Source organism: Frateuria sp. sgz306004 (assembly GCF_057750885.1).
The window spans coordinates 1-1,226 of record NZ_JBYLFE010000017.1; the positions used below are offsets into that span (position 1 = coordinate 1).

General features: G+C 61.7%; 1 protein-coding gene. It reads left to right on the forward strand.

The features are described from left to right. Nucleotides 1-58 precede the first annotated feature (58 nt). Nucleotides 59-1,219 carry an IS30 family transposase gene (locus AC3G2C_RS19760; protein ID WP_488386338.1) on the forward strand — a complete coding sequence of 387 codons (1,161 nt, stop codon included), beginning with the start codon at nucleotides 59-61 and terminating at the stop codon, nucleotides 1,217-1,219. The last annotated feature ends 7 nt before the right edge of the window (nucleotides 1,220-1,226 follow it).

A 1,226-nucleotide genomic window follows, 5' to 3' on the forward strand; every position in this document is an offset into this window, starting at 1 on the left:
TGCGACTTCAGCCGGTCAAAGCAACACACTATAGACGCGCAAGCGGAAGGAGTGTTGCATGGCACCCAGACTTCGGCGTCACATCACCGATAGCGAGAAGACCCTGCTGTGGGAGCGATGGCAGCAGGGTGAATCGCTCCACCAGATCGCCCGATGGCTGGGGCGTAGGCATTCCTCGATACGCCGTGTGATAGCCCAAGTCGGCGGTATTCGCCCCGTGCCGCGCCACCGTTCATTGCGCGCCCTGACGCTTTCTGAGCGCGAAGAGATCTCGCGGCGGGTCGCCTTGGGGCAGTCGCTCCGCCAGATCGCCGTTCACCTCGGCCGTGCACCCTCGACCATCGGGCGGGAGTTGGGGCGCAATGGCGGACGCGACGCTTACCGTGCGAGCCACGCTGACCAGCGCGCCTGGGATCACGCACGCCGACCCAAGGTCTGCAAGCTCCGCAAGCATCGCGTGCTGGCCCGGCTGGTTGCCGATAAGTTGCAACAGCAATGGTCCCCGGTGCAGATTGCAGGCTGGCTCAAGCAGCGATCGGGCGGCCACGAGGAGCATCAAGTGTCGCACGAGACCATCTATCGCAGCCTCTTCATTCAGGCCCGTGGCGCCTTAAAAAAGGAGCTCTTGGCGCATTTGCGCCATACACGGGCGATGCGGCGTTCCCGCCATCACACGCAGAAGACCCCGAACCACGGACAGCTATCCGACATGGTCTCGATCCGCGAGCGCCCCGCCGATGTCGAGGACCGGGCCGTGCCTGGTCACTGGGAAGGCGATCTGCTGATGGGTAGCCATAACAGTCAGATCGCCACGCTGGTCGAGCGACACACTCGCTACGTCATGCTGGTGAAGGTCGATGGCCGAGACACACAAACGGTCATCGATGCCTTGATCAAGCATGCGCACAAACTGCCTCGCGAACTCTACCGATCGTTGACCTGGGATCGCGGCAAGGAGATGGCCGATCACAAGCGCTTTACCCTGGCGACCGATGTCCAGGTCTACTTCTGCGATCCGCAACATCCCTGGCAACGTGGCTCGAACGAGAACACGAACGGCCTTCTTCGCCAGTACTTCCCCAAAGGCACCGACGTGTCGGTGTATTCTCAAGCCAAGCTCGATGCCGTGGCTCGACGCTTGAATGAGCGACCTCGGCAGACGTTGAACTTTGAAACGCCGGCCGAACGATTCCAGCAATGTGTTGCAATGACCGGCTGAAGTCGCA

Bases quoted from the DNA above. Each gene is read 5' to 3' on its own strand.
- AC3G2C_RS19760 (WP_488386338.1), top strand. From the start codon at position 59: ATGGCACCCAGACTTCGGCGTCACATCACCGATAGCGAGAAGACCCTG.